General features: G+C 66.8%; 14 protein-coding genes. 6 read left to right on the forward strand and 8 right to left on the reverse strand.

The window, feature by feature from the left end; translation table 11 throughout:
• The first annotated feature begins 13 nt into the window (after positions 1-13).
• Positions 14-955 carry an RNA polymerase sigma factor RpoH gene (gene rpoH, locus VEIS_RS21660; protein WP_011812162.1) on the forward strand — a complete coding sequence of 314 codons (942 nt, stop codon included), beginning with the start codon at positions 14-16 and terminating at the stop codon, positions 953-955.
• A 114-nt stretch (positions 956-1,069) separates the two neighbouring features.
• Here the strand turns inward: rpoH and VEIS_RS21665 are convergent, their stop codons facing one another.
• The gene (locus VEIS_RS21665) at positions 1,070-2,020 is read right to left on the reverse strand and encodes an IS110 family RNA-guided transposase (protein ID WP_011808093.1); all 951 of its coding nucleotides are present in this window, start codon (positions 2,018-2,020) and stop codon (positions 1,070-1,072) included.
• 228 nt (positions 2,021-2,248) lie between these two features.
• On the opposite strand from VEIS_RS21665, the gene VEIS_RS21670 reads away from it, so the two are divergent.
• From VEIS_RS21670 to metG, 3 genes are read left to right on the forward strand one after another with little or no spacing between them, the layout of a single operon-like run.
• Positions 2,249-3,238: a Bug family tripartite tricarboxylate transporter substrate binding protein gene (locus tag VEIS_RS21670; protein WP_011812163.1), complete on the forward strand. Its 990-nt coding sequence runs from the start codon at positions 2,249-2,251 to the stop codon at positions 3,236-3,238.
• 9 nt (positions 3,239-3,247) lie between these two features.
• A complete protein-coding gene (locus VEIS_RS21675) occupies positions 3,248-4,525 on the forward strand; it encodes a patatin-like phospholipase family protein (RefSeq protein ID WP_011812164.1) in 1,278 nt (425 codons plus the stop codon).
• Between the two features lie 35 nt (positions 4,526-4,560).
• Positions 4,561-6,636, forward strand: coding sequence for a methionine--tRNA ligase (gene metG / locus VEIS_RS21680; RefSeq protein ID WP_011812165.1), 2,076 nt, complete (start codon positions 4,561-4,563; stop codon positions 6,634-6,636).
• A 9-nt stretch (positions 6,637-6,645) separates the two neighbouring features.
• On the opposite strand, the gene VEIS_RS21685 is transcribed toward metG, so the two are convergent.
• From VEIS_RS21685 to dnaE, 4 genes are all read right to left on the reverse strand, one after another.
• A complete protein-coding gene (locus VEIS_RS21685; RefSeq protein ID WP_011812166.1) occupies positions 6,646-8,859 on the reverse strand; it encodes a PAS domain-containing hybrid sensor histidine kinase/response regulator in 2,214 nt (737 codons plus the stop codon).
• 60 nt (positions 8,860-8,919) lie between these two features.
• Positions 8,920-11,271, reverse strand: a complete 2,352-nt coding sequence (clpA, locus tag VEIS_RS21690; RefSeq protein ID WP_011812167.1) for an ATP-dependent Clp protease ATP-binding subunit ClpA — start codon at positions 11,269-11,271, stop codon at positions 8,920-8,922.
• Between the two features lie 60 nt (positions 11,272-11,331).
• Positions 11,332-11,682, reverse strand: a complete 351-nt coding sequence (clpS, locus tag VEIS_RS21695) for an ATP-dependent Clp protease adapter ClpS (protein ID WP_198137913.1) — start codon at positions 11,680-11,682, stop codon at positions 11,332-11,334.
• A gap of 70 nt (positions 11,683-11,752) precedes the next feature.
• Entirely contained in the window at positions 11,753-15,313 is a 3,561-nt protein-coding gene (gene dnaE / locus VEIS_RS21700; RefSeq protein ID WP_011812169.1) for a DNA polymerase III subunit alpha, read from the reverse strand.
• A gap of 136 nt (positions 15,314-15,449) precedes the next feature.
• Between dnaE and VEIS_RS21705 the strand changes: the two genes are divergently transcribed.
• On the forward strand, positions 15,450-16,247 hold the full coding sequence (locus tag VEIS_RS21705; RefSeq protein ID WP_011812170.1) for an outer membrane protein assembly factor BamD: 798 nt from the start codon (positions 15,450-15,452) through the stop codon (positions 16,245-16,247).
• On the opposite strand, the gene VEIS_RS21710 is transcribed toward VEIS_RS21705, so the two are convergent.
• A complete protein-coding gene (locus VEIS_RS21710) occupies positions 16,210-18,354 on the reverse strand; it encodes an ATP-dependent DNA helicase (RefSeq protein WP_011812171.1) in 2,145 nt (714 codons plus the stop codon). The genes VEIS_RS21705 and VEIS_RS21710 overlap by 38 nt on opposite strands.
• A gap of 214 nt (positions 18,355-18,568) precedes the next feature.
• Here VEIS_RS21710 and VEIS_RS21715 point away from each other — a divergent pair, with 214 nt between their 5' ends.
• Positions 18,569-19,399 (forward strand): PP2C family protein-serine/threonine phosphatase, encoded by an 831-nt coding sequence (locus VEIS_RS21715; RefSeq protein ID WP_011812172.1) that lies wholly within the window; start codon positions 18,569-18,571, stop codon positions 19,397-19,399.
• A gap of 25 nt (positions 19,400-19,424) precedes the next feature.
• Here VEIS_RS21715 and VEIS_RS21720 read toward each other — a convergent pair whose 3' ends face one another.
• Both VEIS_RS21720 and VEIS_RS21725 read right to left on the reverse strand, forming a co-directional pair.
• Complete coding sequence (locus tag VEIS_RS21720) at positions 19,425-19,703, reverse strand: hypothetical protein (protein WP_041950264.1); 279 nt, start codon at positions 19,701-19,703, stop codon at positions 19,425-19,427.
• A 153-nt stretch (positions 19,704-19,856) separates the two neighbouring features.
• Complete coding sequence (locus tag VEIS_RS21725) at positions 19,857-20,645, reverse strand: aspartate/glutamate racemase family protein (RefSeq protein WP_011812174.1); 789 nt, start codon at positions 20,643-20,645, stop codon at positions 19,857-19,859.
• Positions 20,646-20,647: the final 2 nt, after the last annotated feature.

Raw genomic sequence — 20,647 nt, forward strand, 5'->3', positions numbered from 1 at the left:
AAGGATTCTTGCAATGACCATTCAATCCGGCTCCGCAACGCTGAGCCTGGCTCCCGCCAACCCTTGGACGCTGGTGCCTGCGCTGGGCAACCTCGACGCTTATATTGCCGCCGTCAACCGCCTGCCCCTGCTCACGTATGAGCAAGAGCAAAGCTACGCGCGCCAGTTCAAGGAACACAACGATCTGGACGCCGCTGGCCGGCTGGTGCTGTCGCACCTGCGCCTGGTGGTGTCGATTGCGCGCCAGTACCTGGGCTACGGCCTGCCGCACGGCGACCTGATACAGGAAGGCAATATCGGCCTGATGAAAGCCGTCAAGCGCTTCGACCCCGACCAGGGCGTGCGCCTGGTCAGCTACGCCATGCACTGGATCAAGGCCGAGATCCACGAATACATCCTGAAGAACTGGCGCATGGTCAAGGTGGCAACCACCAAGGCCCAGCGCAAGCTGTTCTTCAACCTGCGCTCGATGAAGCAGGGCTTCAAGGCCGACGCCGGCGCCACCGATGCTGCCACCTACCGCGACACGCTGTCCGAGCACGAAATCGACGCCGTCGCGGCGCAGCTCCATGTCAAGCGCGAAGAAGTCATCGAGATGGAAACCCGCATGTCCGGCGGCGATGTGCTGCTCGACCCGGCGCCATCGGACGATGGCGAGCAGGCCTTTGGCCCGATTGCCTACCTGGCCGATGCCTCGCACGAGCCGACGGCGCTGATCGAGTCGCGCCAGCGGGATGCGCTGGCCACCGATGGCATTGCCAAGGCGCTGGCCAGCCTGGACGAGCGCAGCCGGCGCATCGTGCAAGAGCGCTGGCTCAAGGTCAACGATGACGGAACGGGCGGCATGACGCTGCACGATCTGGCCGCCATTTACGGCGTGAGCGCCGAACGCATCCGCCAGATCGAGGTGGCGGCCATGAAGAAGATGAAGCAGGCGCTGGTCAAATACGCCTGAGCTTGCCCAAGCGCCCAAGCGAATACGCCGGCAAAGAGTTGCCTCACGGGGCCCCTGACCGGGCCCCGCGCCGTTTCTGCCCCGAAGATTCAGCAACCATCTTGAATGACAAAGTCAAACCGCTTCAGCAAGCTCGTTGCGCCAAGGCGACTTGGTGCGAGCGATGGCGTTCAAGATGACCAACAACTTGTGCATGCAGGCGACCAGAGCGACCTTTTTGGGCTTGCCGGCGGCCAGCAGCCTTGCATAGAAGGCTTTGAGCACGGGATTGAAGCGCGTGCCTACCAAGGCGGCCACGAACAGCACGCGGCGCACGTCGGCGCGACCACCGAAGATGTGGCGCTGCCCACGCAGCGTGCCCGAGTCCCGATTGATGGGGGCCAAGCCCACCAGCGAGGTGATCTGCTTGCGATTGAGCTGGCCCAACTCGGGCAGTTGCGCCAGCAGCGTGCTGGCCGTGGTGGGACCCACGCCCTTGACCGAGGTCAGCAAGGCCGCCAGATCGGCGTGGTGTGCCAGGACATGCTCCTTGAGCTGCCCGTCCAGGTCGTTGAGTTGCTCGGCAATGGTAGCCATGATCCGCAGGATGCTGGGCTTGGCCTTGGGATGTGCCAGGGCCAGTCGCTGGCGTTCGGCCACCAGCATGGCCACGAGTTGGCGGCGGCGCACCACCAGGGCGGTCAACTCGCGCTGCTGCTCGTCGGCCAGCATGCGCGGCTCGTGACCCTGGGCGTCCAGCAAGGCTGCAAAGCCGCGCAGCGCCTGCGCATCGATGCGATCGGTCTTGGCCAGTTTGCCCATGCAGCGGGCAAAGTCGCGTGCTTGGCGCGGATTGATCACCGACACACGCAAGCCTGCCGCGGACAAGGCAAGCGCCAGGTCCTGCTCGTAGCCGCCAGTGGCCTCCAGCAGCACCAGGCGCGGCGACAGCGGCGCCAGCAGTTGGCACAACTGGGCATGCCCGGCCTCATCGTTGCCAAGACTGAAGGTCTGTGCTTGACCAGTGGTGGCCACCTCGAAGGTGCGCTTGGCCACGTCGATACCTACATAAACGGGTTCACTCATACAAGTCCTGTGGCTCCCAGCCTTATGAATACGAAATGTGTTCGGTCAACCATTCGGGATGCGGCAGAACAAACAGACCACCACCGTGCGCCCTGGGCTGAAATTCGAGCTCGGGCTCGCAGGAGACACAGGCTGCACGGTGGTGAGTCAACCAGTTCAGCAATCAAGGCTGGCAACCACGCCTTGACCACTGAAGTTTGAATGATCTGAAAGATATAAGGAGACCCCATGTCACGCCTCGTTTGCCGTCATTCTTGGCTGTGGCTCGTCGCATTGGCGAGCGCAGCCTGCTGGGCCCAGGGCGCAGCCCCCGCGGCATGGCCGAACCAGCCCCTGAAGATCATCGTCGGCTTTCCGGCCGGTTCATCCCCCGACCTGACCGCGCGCCTGTTCGCCGAACCTCTGTCCAAGGCCCTGGGCCAGCCCGTGATCGTCGACAACAAGGTGGGGGCGGGCGGCAACATTGCCGCCGATGCCGTGGCCAAGGCGCGCGATGACCACACCATCGGCCTGATGATCAATGGCAACCTGACCATCGCCAAGCAACTGAACCCGGCCCTGCCCTATGACCCGCTCCAGGATTTCGCGCCGCTGAGCCTGATCGGCACCGCCCCGCTGGTGCTGACCGCGCCCGTGGACCCGTCTGGCGTATCCGCCAGCGCCCGGGACTTTTTCGCCGCCGCCCGCAAAGGCGGCGACCGTTGGAATTACGGCACGCCGGGGGTGGGAACGGTGGGCCATATCGGCACCGAACTGCTCAAGTCGCGCAGCCGCATCAACCCGGTGCATGTGCCCTACCCCGGCTATGCGCAGGTGGCCAGCGCGCTGCTGGGCGGGCAGTTGCAGATGGCGCTGCTGCCCCCGGCATTGGCGCAGGCCCAGGTGCGCGCCGGCAAGCTGCGCGCGATTGGCGTCACGTCTGCCGGACGCAGCCTGCTGGCCCCGGAACTGCCGAGTCTGGCGGAAGCCGGCATCGAGGATTTCCAACTCGAAATCTGGAATGCCTTTGCCGCCCCGGCGAGCATGCCCGCCGCCATTCGGTCCAGGCTGGCCGCGCTGATCGGCGACCTGGCCCGCAGCCAGGAAATGCGCGACAAGCTGTTCCAGCAGGGCTGGCAGACGGTCGGCTCCTCGCCCGAAGGGCTGGCCAACCGCATCCAGGCCGACGCCCGGCTGCTGGGCGGCGTGATTGCCGCGCACCGGATCGAGGCCCGGTAGGCGGCGACCATGCCCGCCTGCGCCGGCCCGCAAGCCCCCGGGGCTGCCCCGGAAACGCCCGCCACCGGCCTGCTGCTGACCGGTGGCGGCGCCCGGGCCGCCTACCAGGTCGGGGTGCTGGAGGCGATTGCCGACCTGCGCCGGGTCTGCGGGGCGGGGCGCCAGGCGAATCCCTTTCCGATCATCACCGGCACCTCGGCCGGGGCCATCAACGCGGCGGCGCTGGCCTCGGGCGCCGACCACTTCGACCGCGCGGTGCAGCGCATGGCCCGGGTCTGGCGCCAGATCCATGCCGCGCAGGTGTACGGCGCCGATTCGCTGAGCGTGATGCGCAGCGGCGCGCGCTGGCTGACGCTGATGTCGCTGGGCTGGGCCTTGGCCCGCTGGCGGCGCATGCGCCCGCGCTCGCTGCTGGACAACGCGCCGCTGGAACGGCTGCTGGTCCGCATGGTGCCGCTGGCGCGCCTGCCCAGGCTGATCCGCAAGGGGCATCTGAGGGCGCTGGCCGTGTCGGCATCGAGCTACAGCTCGGGCGAGCATGTGACTTTTTTCGAGTCGGCCGAACCGATGCAGCCCTGGGTGCGCTCGCAGCGCAAGGCCATGCCGGATCGCATCACGCACCAGCACCTGCTGGCCTCCTCGGCCATCCCGTTCATCTTTCCGGCCAAGGGCCTCACGGTGGACGGGCACACCGAGTATTTCGGCGACGGCTCGATGCGCCAGTCGGCCCCGATGGCGCCCGCGATCCACCTCGGAGCGGAGCGCATTTTGGTCATTGGCGCGGGCCGCATGCACGAGCCCAGGGACGACACCGGCGCCAGCCCCGCCGCCGGCTACCCGACGCTGGCGCAGATGGCGGGGCATGCACTGTCGAGCATTTTTCTCGATGCGCTGGCGGTCGATGTGGAGCGGATGCAGCGCATCAACCAGACCCTGGCGCTGATTCCCGAAGAACGGCGCCGGCACAGCGCGCTGCGCCCCATCGAACTGCTGGTGATTGCCCCCTCGCAGCGGCTCGACGCCATGGCCGCGCGCCATGTGGGCGACCTGCCCGCGCCGATTCGCACCATGCTGGGCGCGCTCGGCGTCAGCGCCAACATGGCCGACGTGCGCGGCGCGGCGCTGGCCAGCTACCTGCTGTTCGAGGCCGGCTACACGCAGGAACTAATGGCCCTGGGCCGGGCCGACACCCTGGCCATGCGCAGCCAGGTCTGCCGCTTCTTCGGCTGGAGCGATAGCGGCGCGGCCATCCCGGCGCGGCACCGGGGCAGCGCGGCAAACGCCTAAAATTGCCGGCTTCGCCCGAGAAAGCCGCCCCCACCATGCCGTCGACACGCAAGCTCTTCGTCACCACCGCCCTGCCCTACGCGAATGGCCCGTTCCACCTCGGCCACCTGATGGAGTACATACAGGCCGACATCTGGGTGCGGTTTCAGAGGATGCAGGGCCACGAAGTGAACTTCGTCGGCGCAGACGACACCCATGGCGCGCCGATCATGATTGCCGCCGAAAAAGCCGGCAAGACGCCACAGCAGTTCGTGGCCGACATTGCGGCAGGCCGCAAGCCGTACCTGGACGGCTTTCACCTGAGCTTTGACAACTGGCACAGCACCGATGCGCCGGAGAACCACGAACTGGCGCGCCAGATCTACCGCGACCTGCGCGACCGCGCCGATGGTTCGCTGATCGAGCGGCGCAGCATCGAGCAGTTCTTCGACCCCGGCAAGAGCATGTTCCTGCCCGACCGCTACATCGTCGGCGAATGCCCGCGCTGCCACGCCAAGGAGCAGTATGGCGACAACTGCGAGCAGTGCGGCTCGGTGTATGCGCCCGCCGAACTGATCGACCCGGTCTCGGCCCTGTCCGGCGCCAAGCCCGAGCTCAGGAGTTCCGAGCATTTCTTCTTCAAGCTCTCCGACCCGCGCTGCGTGGAGTTTCTGCAGCGCTGGACGCAAGACGGCAAACTGCAACCCGAGGTGGCCAACAAGGTCCGGGAATGGTTTGGCCTGCGCAGCAACCCCGACGGCAGCTGCAGCGAGGGCCTCGATGACTGGGACATCAGCCGCGATGCGCCCTACTTCGGCATCGAAATTCCCGATGCGCCGGGCAAATACTTCTATGTCTGGCTCGACGCGCCGGTGGGTTATCTGGCGGCGCTGAAGAACCTGCTGGAAAAGCGCGGCCAAAACTACGACGCCTACATGGCCGACCCGGCGCTGGAGCAGTACCACTTCATCGGCAAGGACATCGTCACCTTCCACACCCTGTTCTGGCCCGCGATGCTGCACCTGAGCGGGCGCAAGACGCCGGACAACGTGTTCGTGCACGGCTTTTTGACCATCAACGGCGAGAAGATGAGCAAGAGCCGTGGCACGGGCCTGGACCCGCTCAAATACCTGAGCCTGGGCATGAACGCCGAGTGGCTGCGCTACTACCTGGCGACCAAGCTGAGCGCGCGCAACGAGGACATGGACCTCGGCACCGAGGACTTCATGGTGCGCGTGAACAGCGACCTGATCGGCAAATACGTGAACATTGCCAGCCGCGCTGCGGGCTTTTTGACCAAGCGCTTCGCCGGCCGGCTGACCAGCGACTTCGGCGCCGCCGGCCTGGCCCTGCTGGCCGATCTGCATGGCGCCCGCGACACCATCGCGCAGTGGTACCAGGCGCGCGAGTTCGGCAAGGCGACGCGCGAGATCATGCTGCTGGCCGACAAGGTCAACGCCTATGTCGACCGGAACAAGCCCTGGGAATTGGCCAAGGATGCAGCGAACGGGCAGGCGCTGCACCAAGTCTGCTCGGTGCTGATCAACGCCTTCGCCACGCTCACACGCTACCTGTCGCCCGTGCTGCCCGCCCTGGCCCGCGCCGCGCAGGACTTTGTCGGCCAGGACATGCAGCGGTGGGATGCGGGCGGCGCTGTGCAGGCCATCGCGCCCTACCAGCACCTGATGCAGCGCGTGACGCCCGAGCAACTGGCCGCCCTGTTCCAGCCCCCGGCCGCTGCGCAGATCGCCGCTGCCGGCGCGCAAGAACCCGGCGGCCTGGCCCTGGCCCCCGGCATCGGCATCGACGACTTCGACCGCGTCGACCTGCGCGTTGCGCTGATCGTCGACTGCGCGGCCGTGGCAGGCTCGACCAAGCTGCTGCGCCTGACACTGGACATCGGCGAAGGCCGCCAGCGCCAGGTGTTCAGCGGCATCGCCAGCGCCTGCCAGCCGGCAGATCTGATCGGCAAACACACCGTGATGGTGGCCAACCTGGCGCCCCGCCGACTGAAGTTTGGCGTGAGCGAAGGCATGGTGCTGGCCGCCAGCCATGGCGACGAGAAAGCCAACCCCGGCATCTACCTGCTCGCGCCCGGGCCCGGCGCCAAGCCCGGCATGCGGGTGCGGTAGGGCGGGCCATCAGATGGCCGGCGCGCCGGGGTCGTTGCCGGCGAGCAGGCCCTGCACCGTGGCGCACAGTGCCTGCACATCGTCGGGTTTGTGGATCAGCGCCCGCGCGCCTTCGGCCAGCGCGGCCTGCTCGATTTCGGCCGTCACATGGCCCGATGTCAGGGCCACGGGCAGTTCCGGGCGGATCGAGCGGGCTTCACGCACCAGATCGACGCCGCAGAAACCGGGCATGTTGTAGTCGGTGACCAGCAGGTCATAGTCCTGCGGCGCAGCGCGCAATGCGGCGCGGGCCTGGCGCGGGTCGCTGTAGCCGCTGACCGCATAGCCCCGGCGGCGCAGCAGGCGTTGCACCAGAAACACCAGGGCCGGGTCATCGTCGACATACATCACATGCGGCTGCCTGCGTGGCACGCTCTCCGCCAGGCCCGGCGTGCGGCTCGGCATGTCGGCCGAAGCGTTGGCCGGCGCGCTGCCCGGAGTGTTGCCCGAAGTGTTGCCCGGAAAAAGGGCGGGCGCGACCGGTTCCGGCCCGGCCGCTGCCTGCTGCGCGCTGCCGGGTGCCACCGGAAAGTACAGCGTGAAGCAACTGCCCTGGCCGGGCCTGCTGTGCACGGCAACGCTGCCCTCGTGGCTGCGCATCACGCCATGCACGACGGCCAGGCCCAGGCCCGTGCCCTGGCCGACGGGCTTGGTGGTAAAGAAAGGCTCGAAGATGCGCTCCAGCGTGGCCGCGTCCATGCCGGGGCCGGTGTCGCGCACGCTCAGTGCCACGTAGTCGCCGGGCGCCAGGCCCAGCCGCTCGATCAGGTGCTGGTCGGCCGACACCGTGGCGGCCTCGACATGGATGCTGCCGCGCCCGCTGCCGATGGCATGGATGGCGTTGGTGCACAGGTTCAGCAGCGCCTGCCCGACCTGCGTGGCATCGGCCAGCACCCATGGCAGGCCCGGTTGCAACTGCATCTGTAGCCCGATGGCAGGGGGCAGGGTGACGCGCAACAGGCGTTCGGTGTCGTGCACCATATCGGCGAGCGACAAGACCGAGCGCTGTGGCGGCTGGTTGCGGCTGAAGGTCAGGATCTGGCGCACCAGATCACGCGCGCGGCGGCCGGCCTTGTCGATTTCGAGCAGGCTTTGCAGCACCGGCGAGTCTGGCGCGCAGTCGGCCTGGGCCAGCGCCACGTTGCCGAGGATGGCGCCCAGGATGTTGTTGAAGTCGTGCGCAATGCCGCCGGCCATCGTGCCCACGGCCTGCATCTTGTGCGACTCGCGCAACTGCGCCTCCAGTTCGTTGCGCTCGGCCTCGGCCTTTTTGCGGCCCGTCAGGTCGCGCGCGAAGACGGTGGTGGTCTGGCCCTGGGCATGGCGCTCGAACGACAGGCTCACCTCCAGCGCCAATGGCTGGCCGCTGGCGCTTTGCGCCATCATCTCCCGGGTGCCGCTGCGGGCCTGCGCCAAGACCGCAGCGGCATCGGGCAGGAAGCGCTCCAGCCGGCTGCCCAGCGCGTCGCTGGCGTGGCACTGGAACAATGCCGCCGCCCGGGGGTTGAACACCGTGATGCGCTGGTGCTGGTCGACGCAGACGATGGCATCGAGCGCCGCATCGATCACGGCGGCCAGCCGCTTCTGGCTGGCGTGCAACTGCCCGTTGCGCTGTTGCAGCGCGCGCGCGCTGCGCTGCAACGCCTGCCGCTCGGCCAGCAGCGGGCCTTGGTCGATCACTGCGCACAGGAACTGCGGCAGGGCATCCTGGGGCGCCTCGATGCGCGCAATATGCAGGTCGCCGGTGATGCGCCCGTCCGCGCCGATCGCAAACACCACCTCCTTGGCCTGGCTGTGCCCCTGATTCCGGGCCTGGGCAAAGGCGGCCTGCACACGCGGCGCATCCTGGGCGCGCACGAAAGGCAGCAGGGCCGTCAGCGGCCGGTCGCGTTCACCGGGTTGAAAACAGCGGTGCGCCATCGCATTCGCCTGCACCACCACGTCATGCGAATCGAGCACCATCAGCGCCAGGGGCACGCTGGCAAACAATGTCTCGAAGCGCTCGTAGGTGCTCTCGGCCACGGCCTGGCTGTAGCGCAAGACCTCGTTTTGGCGCTCGAGCTCGGCCACCAGGGCCTCGGCAGACAGGCCGGCGGCAGGCGCGCGCTGCGCCGCAAGGGGTGCGACGGGAGCGAGATGCCGCCACGCAGCGGGGTCGAGAAAAGACAGATCGGGTTCAGTCATGACGAGACGCCACCCGATCTGCCCGCCAGCGCGCTGCCGCAGATCCGCCGGGGGCGGGTGTCAGTCTGCCGTCGCCTCTTCAGGCTCCGTCGGCTCGGCCCGGGCAGAGCGTTCCTTCTTCGGCAGGGGCTGGATGTCCAGCAGCACCTCGGAGGTTTCCTGCCCCTTGTCGTCGGTCTTGGGTTCGATGTCCACCGTCAGGCGCCCCCCTTCCGTCAGGCGGCCGAACAGCAGTTCGTCGGCCAGCGCACGGCGGATCGTGTCCTGGATCAGGCGCTGCATCGGACGGGCGCCCATCAGCGGGTCGAAGCCCTTCTTGGCCAGGTGCTGGCGCAGCGCGTCGGTGAAGGTGACTTCGACCCGCTTTTCGGCCAGTTGGGTTTCCAGTTGCAGCAGGAACTTGTCGACCACGCGCAGGATGATCTGCTCGTCGAGGGCCTTGAAGTTGACGATGGCATCGAGCCGGTTGCGGAACTCGGGCGTGAACAGGCGCTTGATGTCGGCCATCTCGTCGCCCGCCTGCCGCGGGTTGGTAAAGCCGATGCTGGCCTTGTTCATGGTCTCGGCGCCGGCGTTGGTGGTCATCACGATCAGCACGTTGCGGAAGTCGGCCTTGCGCCCGTTGTTGTCGGTCAGCGTGCCGTGGTCCATCACTTGCAGCAGCACGTTGAAGATGTCCGGGTGCGCTTTTTCGACTTCATCGAGCAGCAGCACGGCATGCGGCTTTTTGGTGATGGCTTCGGTGAGCAGCCCGCCCTGGTCGAAGCCGACGTAGCCGGGGGGGGCGCCGATCAGGCGGCTGACCGCGTGGCGCTCCATGTATTCGGACATGTCGAAGCGGATCAGCTCGATGCCCATGATGTAGGCCAGTTGCCGGGCCGCCTCGGTCTTGCCGACGCCGGTGGGGCCGCTGAACAGGAACGAGCCGATCGGCTTGTCGCCCTTGCCCAGGCCCGAGCGCGCCATCTTGACCGAACTGGCCAGCACTTGCAGCGCCTTGTCCTGACCGAACACCACGCTTTTGAGGTCGCGCTCCAGTGTCTGCAGCTTGCTGCGGTCATCGTTGGAGACGTTGGCCGGCGGAATGCGCGCGATCTTGGCCACGATCTCTTCGATCTCGGCCTTGCCGATGGTTTTTTTGCGCTTGTTCGAGACCAGGATGCGCTGGGCGGCGCCGGCTTCGTCGATCACGTCGATGGCCTTGTCCGGCAGGTGGCGGTCGTTGATGTACTTGGCGCTGAGCTCGGCCGCCGCCTGCAGGGCCGCCGCCGCGTACTTGACGCTGTGATGCTCTTCGAAGCGGGATTTGAGGCCCTTGAGGATGTCTATGGTCTCGGCCACGCTGGGCTCGACCACGTCCACCTTCTGAAAGCGCCGCGACAGCGCTGCGTCTTTCTCGAAGATGCCGCGGTACTCGGTGAAGGTGGTGGCGCCGATGCACTTGAGCTGGCCGTTGGAGAGCGCCGGCTTGAGCAGGTTGGAGGCGTCGAGCGTGCCCCCCGAGGCGGCTCCGGCGCCGATCAGCGTGTGGATCTCGTCGATGAACAAGATGGCGTTGGGCTTGTCCTTGAGCGACTTGAGCACCCCTTTGAGGCGTTGCTCGAAATCGCCCCGGTACTTGGTGCCGGCCAGCAAGGCGCCCATGTCCAGCGAGTACACCACGGCCTCGGCCAGGATCTCGGGCACGTCGTTTTGCGTGATGCGCCAGGCCAGGCCCTCGGCGATGGCGGTCTTGCCCACGCCGGCTTCGCCCACCAGCAGCGGGTTGTTCTTGCGCCGGCGGCACAGGATTTGTATCGTGCGCTCGACCTCGTAGTGGCGCCCGATCAACGGGTCGATCCGGCCTTCCTTGGCGGCCTGGTTCAGGTTCTGGGTGAACTGCTCCAGCGGCGAAGCCTTCTCGTTGTTGCGCTCGACGGCGACGTTTTCCTCGCCTTCGGCCGGGCTGTCCGACTTGACAGGCTCGGGTGGCTCGCCTTTTTTGATGCCGTGGGCAATGAAGTTGACCACATCCAGGCGGGTGACGCCCTGCTGGTGCAGGTAGTACACGGCGTGCGAATCCTTCTCGCCGAAGATGGCCACGAGCACATTCGCGCCGGTGACCTCTTTCTTGCCATTGCCCGTGGACTGCACATGCATGATCGCGCGCTGGATCACGCGCTGAAAGCCCAGGGTGGGCTGGGTGTCGACCTCGTCGGTGCCGGCCACCTGGGGCGCGTTGTCCTTGATGAAGTTGGCCAGCGCTGCGCGCAGATCATCGATGTTGGCCGAGCAGGCGCGCAGCACCTCGGCGGCGCTGGGGTTGTCGAGCAATGCCAGCAGCAGATGCTCGACGGTGATGAATTCGTGGCGCTGCTGACGGGCCTCGACGAAGGCCATGTGCAAGCTGACTTCCAGTTCTTGGGCAATCATGTGAACTCCTTTGTTGCTTGCCTGGTCAAGGGATGACTGTAGATCGGGATCGATGTCCTGTCATGCAACAGGTTCGCTGACGCATTGCAGCGGGTGGCCGGCCTTGAGCGCGGCATCGAGCACTTGATCGACCTTGGTGGCAGCGACATCGTGTGAATACACGCCGCAGATGCCCTTGCCGTCGAGGTGGATTTTCAACATGATCCGGGTCGCGGTTTCGCGGTCTTTGCTGAAGAACTCCTGCAGCACCACGATGACGAACTCCATCGGCGTGTAGTCATCGTTGAGCATCACCACCTGGTACATCTGCGGCGGCGGGGTCTTTTCGGGGCGGCGCTCGAGCACGACCGCACCGCCATCATCGGGCGCTGGCCGCGTGGCGGGCGGCAGGGTGGGTGCTCGTGTTGCCATGAAATTCATTTTAGCGACCCGCGCGGCCGGCTGCTGCAACACCAGCGGTTGCCGCAGCCAATATTTGCTTTCATGCCGCGCCCGCAGCATCGTCGTACACCACGCGCGCAGAGCCGGCCTGCTCCGTCCAGGCCGCCAACGCGGCATCGCTGGGGTAAAAGCCGGCACTCTCGCCCAGTTGCAGTTCGGCGACAGCGGCCACATCCTCGGCGCTGCAGCGCAGCCCGATGCGCACGCGCAGTCTGTGCAGCAGCGGCTCGCCCTCGTCCGTCTCCTCGCTGCGCGGCGCGAATTCGCGCACCAGGCGCGCAATGTCGGGCAGTTTGTCGGGCGCTTTGTCCCGCAGCACCACATGCAGGTACTTGCCGAACCGGCAGCGCGCTGCGGCCAAGTCCCATACCTGCTGCACCTTGAGCCGCAGCCCGCCGCTGAAATGGTCGGGTTGCAAGCGCCCTTGCAGCACCACGAACTCGTCTTCCTTGAGTTGCTGGCGGTGCCTGTCGAACAAAGCCTCGTCCGCAGAGCTTTCGATGACCCCCGTTTTGTCGTCCAGCCGGAACAGGGCCAGTTTGCCGCGCTGGCCGTTGATGACGCGCAAGTCGCAGACGATGCCCGCCAGCACCTGGGGCTCGCGGCTATCGGTCAGTTCATCGATCGCCGTGCGCACGAAACGCCGCACCTCGGCGGCCACTTCGTCGAACAGATGGCCCGACAGGTAAAACCCGACAGCGGTTTTCTCCTGCATCAGTTGCTCCCTGATGCCCCAGGGGGCGGCGCCCACCAGTTCCGGCTCCTGCTGGCTCGACCCATGGGCGTCAGCGCCCATCATGTCGAACAAGCTGCCCTGGTTCACGTTGGCCAGCGTGGCCGCAGCGAAATCGAAGGCCCGGTCGATGGAGGCGACCAGCGCCGCGCGGTGGCGCTCGATGGAGTCGAAAGCCCCGGCCTTGATCAAGGCTTCGACCGTGCGCTTGTTCAGGCGCGCGCGATCGACGCGCACGCAAAAGTCGAACAGGCTCTTGAACGGTCCGCTGCAGGCGCCCCGTGGCCCCTCCCCGCGCCCTTCGCGGGCGGCCACGATGGCTTCTATGGCCTGCTGGCCCGTGCCTTTGATGGCCCCCAGACCGTAGCGGATGATCTTGTTGCTGACCGGCTCGAAGCGATGCCCGCCCCGGTTCACGTCCGGCGGCTCGAACGCCAGGCCCATCTTGCGGGCATCCTCGAACAACACCTTGAGCTTGTCGGTGTCGTCCATTTCGACGGTCATGTTGGCGCAGAAGAACTCGGCCGTGTAATGCACCTTCAGCCAGCCCGTGTGGTAGGCCAGCAGGGAGTAAGCGGCAGCGTGCGACTTGTTGAAGCCGTAGCCGGCAAACTTCTCCATCAGGTCGAACACCTCGTCGGCTTTCTCCTGGCTGAGTCCTTTTTCCGCCGCCCCCTTGCGGAAGATGGCGCGGTGCTCGGCCATCTCCTCGGCTTTTTTCTTGCCCATGGCCCGGCGCAGCATGTCGGCGCCGCCCAGGCTGTAGCCGCCGAGCAACTGGGCGGTCTGCATCACCTGCTCCTGGTAGACCATGATCCCGTAGGTCTCGGCCAGCACCGACTCGACCAGCGGGTGCGGGTAGAGCACCGGCTCTTTGCCATTTTTGCGGTTGATGAAGCTCGGTATCAGGTCCATCGGGCCGGGGCGGTACAAGGCGTTGAGCGCGATCAGGTCCCCCAGCCGGCTCGGGCGCGCCTCTTTGAGCATGCCCTGCATGCCCCGGCTTTCAAACTGGAACACCGCTTCGGTCTGGCCCTCGGAGAACAGGCGGTAGGTCGGCCCGTCGTCGAGCGCGATCGCGTCGTAGCTGAAGTCCTGCTGCCCCTTGTGGCGCCCGACGATGAACTCGCGCGCAAGCTGCAAAATCGTCAGCGTGGCCAGGCCCAGAAAGTCGAACTTCACCAGGCCGATGGCCTCGACATCGTCCTTGTCGTACTGGCTCACGGCCGATGCGCTGCCAGGCGGCTGGTACAGGGGGCAAAAGTCCGTCAGTTTGCCCGGGGCGATCAGCACCCCGCCGGCGTGCATGCCGATGTTGCGCGTCAGGCCCTCGAGCTTTTGCGCCATCTCGATCACGGTCCTGACATCCTCTTCCTTGCGCATCCGTTCGGCCAGTTGCGGCTCCAGCTCCAGCACGTAGTGGTTCTTGTCGCCTTCCTTTTTCGGGTTGGGCGGGTACTGCAACGTGTACGAGATGCCGGGCTTGGCCGGCACCAGTTTGGCGATGCCATCGCAGAAGGTGTAGCTCATGTCCATCACCCGGCCCACGTCGCGGATCGCGGCCTTGGCGGCCATGGTTCCGAAGGTGGCGATCTGGCTCACGGCGTCCTTGCCGTACTTGTCCTTGACGTAATCGATCACGCGGTCGCGGTTGGCCTGGCAAAAATCGATGTCGAAGTCCGGCATCGATACCCGTTCGGGGTTCAGGAAGCGCTCGAACAGCAGTTTGTATTCCAGCGGGTCGAGGTCGGTGATCCCCATGGCATAGGCCACCAGCGAGCCGGCGCCGGAACCGCGCCCCGGCCCGACCGGGCAGCCATTGTTCCTGGCCCACTGTATGAAGTCCCCGACGATCAGGAAGTAGCCCGCAAAGCCCATCTCGACGATGGTCCCGATCTCGAACTCCAGGCGCGCGAGGTAGCGCGGGCGCTGCTGCTCGCGCTGTGCCGGCTCGGGGTACAGGCACAGCAGACGCTGCTCGAGGCCGTTGACCGAGGCGACGCGGAAATAGGCCTCGATCGGCATGCCGCCGGGCGTGGGAAAGTCCGGCAACTGCGGCTTGCCCAGCACCAGCGTGAGGTTGCAGCGCCGGGCTATTTCCACCGTGTTTGCCAGGGCCGACGGCAGGTCGGCAAACAGCCGCTGCATCTCGGCCGCAGACTTGAAATACTGGTCGCGGGTGAATTTGCGCTGCCGGCGCGGGTTGGCCAGGATGTCGCCTTCGGCGATGCAGATCCGGGCCTCATGGGCCTCGTAGTCGTCGGCACGGGCAAACTGCACCGGGTGCGTCGCCACCACCGGCAGGCGCAACCGCGCCGCCAGCGCGGCCGCAGCCGCGACATGGCTTTCATCATCGGCGCGGCCGGCACGCTGCAATTCGATAAAGAAGCGGTGCGGGAACATCCCCGCCAGCCGCAAGGCCGTCTCGGCAGCGCCGGCGTCATCGCCTTTGAGCAAAGCCTGCCCCACGGGGCCGGCCTGCGCCCCGGCCAAGACGATCAAGCCCTCGGCCAACTCCTCCAGCCAGGCCCAGTGGCACAGCGCCTGGTTTTTGACGACCCCACGGGTCCAGGCGCGGGTCAGTAGTTCCGACAGGTTCAGGTAGCCCTGGTGGCTTTGCACCAGCACGATCAGGCGCGCCGGCGCTGCGCCGGCGGGTCCCGGCAGAAAAATCTCGGCGCCGACGATGGGCTTGACGCCCTGGCTGCGGGTTGCCTTGTAGAACTTGACCGCGCCAAAGAGGTTGTTCAGATCGGTGATGGCCAGCGCCGGCTGGCCATCGGCAGCGGCGGCCCGGGCCACCTCGTCGATCCGGTTGGTGCCGTCGACGACGGAAAATTCGGTGTGCATGCGCAGATGGACAAACATGGCGCCATTGTAGGAAGCCCGACCAGGAAGCCCGACGGCAGCCCTGCCGGGCGCCCGCCTGCCGCCGCTACAATGCCGCGCAGGCCCGTGTTCCCGCCTGTGTTTTCCGTGTTCCATTTGCCGAAAGCCGCCTGCGATGCTGCCCGCCCCACTGCCCCTGGTTTCTGCCCTGCTGCTGGCAGCCCTGCTGGCTGCATGCTCGAGCACCACCGAAGACCGGACGGCGGGCTGGAGCACCGAACGCATCCGCGCCGAAGCGCAGGACGAGATGAGCAGCGGCGCCTATGACAAGGCCGTGCCGCTGCTGGAAAAGCTCGAAGGCCGCGCTGCCGGCACGCCACTGGCGCAGCAGGCCCAGATCGACAAGGCCTATGCACACTACAAGTCCGGCGAAAAAGCCCAGGCCGTGGCCACGCTGGATCGCTTCATGAAGCTGCACCCCGTCAGCCCGGCGCTGGACTATGCGCTGTACCTCAAGGGCCTGGCGAACTTCAACGACAACCTGGGCCTGTTCTCGTTCATCTCGCGCGAAGACCTGTCCGAGCGCGACCAGCAGGCCGCCAAAGACTCCTTCGAGGCGTTCAGGGAACTCGTCAACCGCTTTCCGCAATCGCGCTACGCGCAGGATGCACGCCAGCGCATGACCTATATCGTGAACTCGCTGGCGCAGTATGAGGTGCATGTGGCGCGCTACTACTACCTGCACGGCGCCTATGTGGCGGCCATCGGCCGCGCCCACTTGGCCCTGTCCGACTACCAGGGCGTTCCGGCGCAGGAAGAGGCGCTGTACATCCTGATCCAGTCCTACGATGCGCTGGGCATGACCGCGCTGCGCGACGACGCGCGCCGGGTGATGGACAAGTCCTACCCGCAAAGCAGCTTCATGAGCGGCGGCTTCAAGCGCCGGCAGGAGCCGTGGTGGAAGATCTGGTAGCGCCGGCGGCGCAGGCAGCACCACGGGCAAGGGCCAGCAAGGCGGCCTCGAATTCGTCCTCCGATGCCAGTTTCCGCATGGGCGGCAAGGCGGCCAGCAGGCGTTTGCCATAGCCCATGGTGAGCAGCCGGGTGTCGCCGAGCACCAGGATGCCGCGGTCCGATTCACGCCGGATCAGGCGCCCGGCGCCCTGCTTGAGCGCCACGGCGGCCTCAGGCAGCGCATAGTCCTTGAACGACCGGCCCCCGGCCTGGTCGATGCGCCGCATGCGCGCCTGAACCAATGGATCGCCCGGCGGCGGAAACGGCAGTTTGTCGATGACCACCAGTTGCAAAGCCTCCCCGGGCACGTCGAAACCCTCGCGGAACGTGGCCGATGCGACCAGGATGCAGCCCGGCTGGCCATTGTCTGCGCCTGCGCGAAAGCGCTCCATCAGCCGCCGCTGGGGCCACTGGCCCTGCACCAGCACCTGCAGCCGCGCGCCCGGGGCGGCGGCGAACTGCTGCTGGAGCGCCGCGCCAATGGCCCGCAGGGCCTTGAGCGTGGTGGTCAGCACCAGCGTGCGCCCGCCCAACTGCTCTGCGGCCTTGCCCACCCATAGCGCCAGCGCCGGGCTGTGCGCCGGACTCGCCGGCGCGGGCAAATGGCGCGGCACGTACCAGGCGGCCTGCGCGGCGTAGTCGAACGGGCTGGCGACGCGCAAAATTTCCGCATCCTGCAGCCCCGCCCGCTGCGTGAACCAGCTCAGTTGCTCGTCCTCGCCCAAGGTCGCCGAGGTGAAAATCCAGGCCCTGCCCGGGCCTGCGGCGGGTTTCTCCGGGCTATCGCCTCCCGCCGGCGGCGCCAGCAGACGCTCGCGCATGACCTGGGCAATGTCCAGCGGCGACTCGATCAGACGCAGTTGCGCAGCCACCTCCACCCAGCGCACCGCGTCGGGATGCGCCGGGCCGCAGAACCGGGCCAGGGCATCGAGCAACTCGCAGCCCCGCTGGTGCAGGCGCAGCAGGTCCGGCGCCATCTCGCTGACCGGCGCCAGCGCCGAGCAGGCCTGCGCGCCCGCCGATGCAACGCGCTGCAGCGCGCTCTGCCACGCCTGGGCTGGAACGCCTTGCGGTGCCGGCTCCGGGTCGGGAGCGCCCCGTGGCGCCCATTCTCGATCCGAAACGCCTTGCCCTTGCGGTGCCGACGAAACGCCTTGCGGCGATTCGTGCCCCCAATGCAGCCGGGTCCCGGCCGGCAGCGCTGCGGCCACCAGGCGCAGATCGCGCGCGGCCAGTTCCAGCCCGGCGGCCAGCCCGCTCCAGTCCGCCAGGCCACGGGCATGCCGCAGGCCGGCCACCAGCAGATCCCGGCCGAAGTCCAGCAGTTGGCCGGTAGACAGTTGCGCGCCCAGGAATTGCACCCCGGTCTCGTTGATCTGGTGCGCCTCATCGAACACCACCACGCGCACCGTGGGCAGCAGTTGCGCCAGACCCGACTCGCGCAGCGCCCCATCGGCAAAGAAAAGATGGTGGTTGATGACCACCATGTCGGCGGCCAGCGCCTCGCGCCGCGCCCGGTGCACATGGCAATCACGAAACCGCGGGCAGGGCGTGCCCAGGCAATTCTCGCGGGTCGATGTGACCAGGGGCAGCACCGGCGAGCGCTCGTCCAGCCCCGTCAGTTCCGCCAAATCCCCCGCCAGCGTGTGGCGCGACCAGTCCTGCACGCTGGCCAGCGCGCGCGCCACGCCAGGCTCTTGGGCCAAGGCATCCTGGCGCGCCAGTTCCATGCGGTGCAGGCACAGATAGCTGGCGCGGCCCTTGAGCAAAGCCATGCGCACGGGCAGGCCCAGCGTCCGCGCCAGGCCGGGCAGGTCGCGCGCGAACAACTGGTCTTGCAACACCTTGGTGGCCGTGGACAGCAAAACCCGCTCGCCACTGAGCAGCGCCGGAACCAGATAGGAAAAGGTCTTGCCCACCCCGGTGCCCGCCTCCACCACCAGGCGGCCGCCGGCGGCCATGGTCCGCGCCACGGCCATGGCCATCCGGGTCTGCCCCGGTCGCGGTTGAAAATGCGCATCGGCCTGCGCCAGCACGCCGCCCGGGGCAAAAACCCCGGCCACCATGTCAGCCAGCGCCGTCGGCGCATCCAGGCCCGCAGGCTCGGTGGGCCCGAGCGGCGGCTCCATCGGCGGCTCGCAAGGTGGGTGAAAACCGGGTTTCAAGGCGCGGCCGCAAACATGGAGAAAGAAGCAAGTGTTACAAGCGGGTGGATAATACGTCTTTATCCTGCCGTCTACGGCTGCCCTGTGCATGTCCGGCGCCCACGACCACATCTGCATGAGCAAAACCTACCGACTGACCGCATCCACCGCCATCCACAAAGGTGACCGGGAACACCAGCAAGACCAGGTGACACTGATCGCCCACGCGCGGCACAAGGGCTGCGTGCTGGCGGTGGTCGCCGATGGCATGGGCGGGCGCAGCGGCGGGCGCAAAGCCTCCGACCAGGTGATGATGACAGCGCGGCAACTGTTCGAGCGCTACTCGCCCGATACCGACGACCCGCTGGACCTGCTCGCGCGCATCGTGCAAGAGTCCCATATCGTCATCCGGCTGACCGCGATCTCGTCCGAGCAGGAGCCCCACAGCACGATTGCGGCCTTTCTGATCAACCCGCAGGGCGACTGCCACTGGATGCACGCGGGCGACTCGCGCATCTACCATTTCCGGGGGGCCGAACTGGCGTTTCGCACCTGCGACCATTCCTATGTGCAGGAACTGGTCAGCCGGGGCGAACTGACCGAGGAGCAGGCCAATGATCACCCGCAATCGAACATCCTGATCCACTGCCTGGGCGCCGACAGCGATCCCCCGCTGACCAGCCATCTGATTGCGCAGTTGCAGCCGGGCGATGCGCTGCTCGCTTGCAGCGACGGTGTCTGGCATTACTTCACGACGGCCGAGCTGGCCGCCGTGGTCGATGCGCTGTCACCCCGGGAAGCAACGCAGATACTGATAGAAAAAGCCCGCACCCGGGCCCGTGGGGATGGCGACAACCTGTCGCTGGTCATCGTCAAAATCGAAGCGCGACAGGAAGAAGAAACCATACCGGCCAGCCTCCCCCCTCTGGCCGCGCATGAAGGGCCCTCCCCGGTGCGCACCGGCTGATTCCACCAAGGGCCTTGGCAACTCATCATTTCTCGATTCCATTTCCATCGAGACTTTCGCAAATCATGACGAGTGGCTGCACCCGATTGCTCCCATGAGAAATCCCATGGTGGGGCGGTGATGATTCGAGGCGCAGCCGATCACCGTCCGCTTCGAAGCGCCAGGTGCCCGAGCCAAGCTGCGGCGAAGTGCGCTCGATGATCGTCAGCAGCATTTCGACGTCGCCGCCGCTGTGCGCCAGGTAGGCGCGCGCGCTGTCCGAGCCTTGCCGGTGCACTGCCTGTTCCAGCGCGCCTGAGTGCACGGGTGTCCGGCGGCAGCAGGCGAAACATGGCCATCAGTGCATCGGGCCGCAGCAGTAAATAGCGGCGCGCTCCATCGTGCTCCATCGCGCAGTTCGCCCGCAGCATCGTCGCAGACGAGCCTGTCCTTGAACGCCGGCACCGGCTCGCCTGCATCAGCCATGGTTCAGGAACTCATCCAGCGTCTTCTCGTTCGGCAGCGCGAACCCGGAGTGCGCCACGCGGCTGGTGACTGCGGCACCCAGGCGGCGAAGATTCACCGCCATTTCGGCGGCCTTCAGCACCACGGTCACACCGTTGACGATGGGCGCGCCGTCGACATGGGCGCCCGGTGCGCCGAAAAGCATCATGGGAATGCCGCCGGTGGGCACGATGACGTCGGCACCCGCGTCCATCAACCGGCGGGCTTCGCGCACAAACACCTGTTCCAACTCCGCCTTCTTCTCGGGCGAGGCAAAGGCCTCCATCCAGTCGGCCATCGTGGCGTTGACGGCGCGAATCCCGGCCACACGCCGCTCCAGGCCGTAGCGCCGTACCTGGTCTGCATGCGTCGGGATGAAGGCGTGGTTGATGGCCAGCAGCCCCAGCTTGCGCCCGAGCGTGCAAGCGTGCAACAGGCTGGTCTCGCCCAGCCCCAGCACCGGGATGTTCACCGAGGCGCGCGCCTCGTACAGGCCGACATCCTGGAAGTGGTTCATGAAGAACACGTCGTAGCTCTCTCGCTCGGCGCGGATCGCGTTGCGGATCACCTCGCGCGAGAAGCGAAACTCGGACAGCGCATGCACGGTGGTGACGGAGGGCGTGGTGGTGTGGAAATCGACCTCGAACGCCGGGTCGACACAGGCCTGCATGTGCGGCAGCAACTGCGCCAGATAAGTGCGGTGGCCCACATGGTCCGTGGCGCCCTGCGCCCAGATGCGGAACTTGATCCTGGATGCATTCATGC

This window comes from Verminephrobacter eiseniae EF01-2, from assembly GCF_000015565.1.
In the GTDB taxonomy this organism is placed as follows: Bacteria; Pseudomonadota; Gammaproteobacteria; order Burkholderiales; family Burkholderiaceae_C; genus Acidovorax; species Acidovorax eiseniae.

Bases quoted from the DNA above. Each gene is read 5' to 3' on its own strand.
- rpoH (WP_011812162.1), top strand. From the start codon at position 14: ATGACCATTCAATCCGGCTCCGCAACGCTGAGCCTGGCTCCCGCCAAC.
- VEIS_RS21665 (WP_011808093.1), bottom strand. From the start codon at position 2,020: ATGAGTGAACCCGTTTATGTAGGTATCGACGTGGCCAAGCGCACCTTC.
- VEIS_RS21670 (WP_011812163.1), top strand. From the start codon at position 2,249: ATGTCACGCCTCGTTTGCCGTCATTCTTGGCTGTGGCTCGTCGCATTG.
- VEIS_RS21675 (WP_011812164.1), top strand. From the start codon at position 3,248: ATGCCCGCCTGCGCCGGCCCGCAAGCCCCCGGGGCTGCCCCGGAAACG.
- metG (WP_011812165.1), top strand. From the start codon at position 4,561: ATGCCGTCGACACGCAAGCTCTTCGTCACCACCGCCCTGCCCTACGCG.
- VEIS_RS21685 (WP_011812166.1), bottom strand. From the start codon at position 8,859: ATGACTGAACCCGATCTGTCTTTTCTCGACCCCGCTGCGTGGCGGCAT.
- clpA (WP_011812167.1), bottom strand. From the start codon at position 11,271: ATGATTGCCCAAGAACTGGAAGTCAGCTTGCACATGGCCTTCGTCGAG.
- clpS (WP_198137913.1), bottom strand. From the start codon at position 11,682: ATGGCAACACGAGCACCCACCCTGCCGCCCGCCACGCGGCCAGCGCCC.
- dnaE (WP_011812169.1), bottom strand. From the start codon at position 15,313: ATGTTTGTCCATCTGCGCATGCACACCGAATTTTCCGTCGTCGACGGC.
- VEIS_RS21705 (WP_011812170.1), top strand. From the start codon at position 15,450: ATGCTGCCCGCCCCACTGCCCCTGGTTTCTGCCCTGCTGCTGGCAGCC.
- VEIS_RS21710 (WP_011812171.1), bottom strand. From the start codon at position 18,354: ATGGTGGCCGGGGTTTTTGCCCCGGGCGGCGTGCTGGCGCAGGCCGAT.
- VEIS_RS21715 (WP_011812172.1), top strand. From the start codon at position 18,569: ATGAGCAAAACCTACCGACTGACCGCATCCACCGCCATCCACAAAGGT.
- VEIS_RS21725 (WP_011812174.1), bottom strand. From the start codon at position 20,645: ATGAATGCATCCAGGATCAAGTTCCGCATCTGGGCGCAGGGCGCCACG.